The following is a 2,232-nucleotide window of genomic DNA, read 5'->3' as shown; positions in this document are numbered from 1 at the left end:
CAAAAAGATTGAAGCGAGCAGAAACAGGGAAAAGACGATTAAGACTTAAGCCCAACTGAAGCTGGCAGATATATACAGGCAACCGCGAGGATATAAGCCGATAAAGTTCTTACAAGAGATGTCAATGATGCGTAGTGGGGTAATGAAGTACGAATTCAAGTACAGAGTTCCTTATTACATTTTAAAGTCAATGTCTAACAGACAAATTAAAAAGAAGACTATTTTTAACGATAGTTAAAACTGGTCAGAATCTTACAACACATTTTACAATGGAGAGTTTGATCCTGGCTCAGGATGAACGCTAGCGGCAGGCCTAATACATGCAAGTCGAGGGGTAGAAGAGGCTTGCTTCTTTGAGACCGGCGCACGGGTGCGTAACGCGTATGCAACCTACCTTCATCTGGGGGATAGCCCGGAGAAATCCGGATTAATACCGCATAAAATCACAGGATGGCATTATCCAATGATCAAACATTTATGGGATGGAGATGGGCATGCGTGTCATTAGCTAGTTGGCGGGGTAACGGCCCACCAAGGCGACGATGACTAGGGGATCTGAGAGGATGGCCCCCCACACTGGTACTGAGACACGGACCAGACTCCTACGGGAGGCAGCAGTAAGGAATATTGGTCAATGGAGGCAACTCTGAACCAGCCATGCCGCGTGCAGGAAGACTGCCCTATGGGTTGTAAACTGCTTTTATTCGGGAATAAACCTTATTACGTGTAATAAGCTGAATGTACCGAAGGAATAAGGATCGGCTAACTCCGTGCCAGCAGCCGCGGTAATACGGAGGATCCAAGCGTTATCCGGATTTATTGGGTTTAAAGGGTGCGTAGGCGGCCTGTTAAGTCAGGGGTGAAAGACGGTAGCTCAACTATCGCAGTGCCCTTGATACTGATGGGCTTGAATGGACTAGAGGTAGGCGGAATGAGACAAGTAGCGGTGAAATGCATAGATATGTCTCAGAACACCGATTGCGAAGGCAGCTTACTATGGTCTTATTGACGCTGAGGCACGAAAGCGTGGGGATCAAACAGGATTAGATACCCTGGTAGTCCACGCCCTAAACGATGAACACTCGCTGTTGGCGATACACAGTCAGCGGCTAAGCGAAAGCGTTAAGTGTTCCACCTGGGGAGTACGCTCGCAAGAGTGAAACTCAAAGGAATTGACGGGGGCCCGCACAAGCGGAGGAGCATGTGGTTTAATTCGATGATACGCGAGGAACCTTACCCGGGCTTGAAAGTTAGTGAATGATCTAGAGATAGATCAGTGAGCAATCACACGAAACTAGGTGCTGCATGGCTGTCGTCAGCTCGTGCCGTGAGGTGTTGGGTTAAGTCCCGCAACGAGCGCAACCCCTATGTTTAGTTGCCAGCACGTTAAGGTGGGGACTCTAAACAGACTGCCTGTGCAAACAGAGAGGAAGGAGGGGACGACGTCAAGTCATCATGGCCCTTACGTCCGGGGCTACACACGTGCTACAATGGATGGTACAGAGGGCAGCTACATAGCAATATGATGCGAATCTCACAAAGCCATTCACAGTTCGGATTGGGGTCTGCAACTCGACCCCATGAAGTTGGATTCGCTAGTAATCGCGTATCAGCAATGACGCGGTGAATACGTTCCCGGGCCTTGTACACACCGCCCGTCAAGCCATGGAAGTTGGGGGTACCTAAAGTATGTAACCGAAAGGAGCGTCCTAGGGTAAAACCGATAACTGGGGCTAAGTCGTAACAAGGTAGCCGTACCGGAAGGTGCGGCTGGAATACCTCCTTTCTGGAGTAGAGTTGACTACTCACTGCGCAACATGATATTTCGATAAAGTAAAAAGAGAAAAGTTGAAAGTTATAAGTTGAAAGTTATAAGTTATAAGTTGAAAGACATATACCAAACAAGTAACAACGAAACAACGAAGCAACAAAAAAGAAGAAACACCCAGAAGAAATGACGGTTGTCCTTAACCATAAGGTCATCGGAACGAAAGCTAGGTAGCAAATGGAGCGGTAGCGGTAATATACTAACCGCAAAAGATGCCACACCTGAACAGCACAGTCCCGTAGCTCAGCCTGGTTAGAGCACTACACTGATAATGTAGGGGTCTCCAGTTCAAATCTGGACGGGACTACTTTAATAATCCTGGGGGATTAGCTCAGCTGGCTAGAGCGCCTGCCTTGCACGCAGGAGGTCAACGGTTCGACTCCGTTATTCTCCACATTTAAGCT

Annotated in this window: 2 tRNA genes and 1 rRNA gene; all 3 read left to right on the top strand. The window is 48.1% G+C overall.

The annotated features are described in order from the left end of the window. Window positions 1–266: 266 nt before the first annotated feature. Window positions 267–1,786, top strand: a 16S ribosomal RNA gene (locus tag R2Q70_RS21840). A 274-nt stretch (window positions 1,787–2,060) separates the two neighbouring features. Continuing rightward, window positions 2,061–2,135: transfer RNA gene (locus R2Q70_RS21835), tRNA-Ile, on the top strand. A gap of 13 nt (window positions 2,136–2,148) precedes the next feature. Next, window positions 2,149–2,222: transfer RNA gene (locus tag R2Q70_RS21830), tRNA-Ala, on the top strand. Window positions 2,223–2,232 lie beyond the last annotated feature (10 nt).

This window comes from Pedobacter agri (genome assembly GCF_032678665.1).
GTDB lineage: Bacteria > Bacteroidota > Bacteroidia > Sphingobacteriales > Sphingobacteriaceae > Pedobacter > Pedobacter agri_A.
The sequence above is the reverse complement of the archived record's forward strand: the minus strand, read 5'-3'. Positions and strand labels throughout refer to the sequence as shown.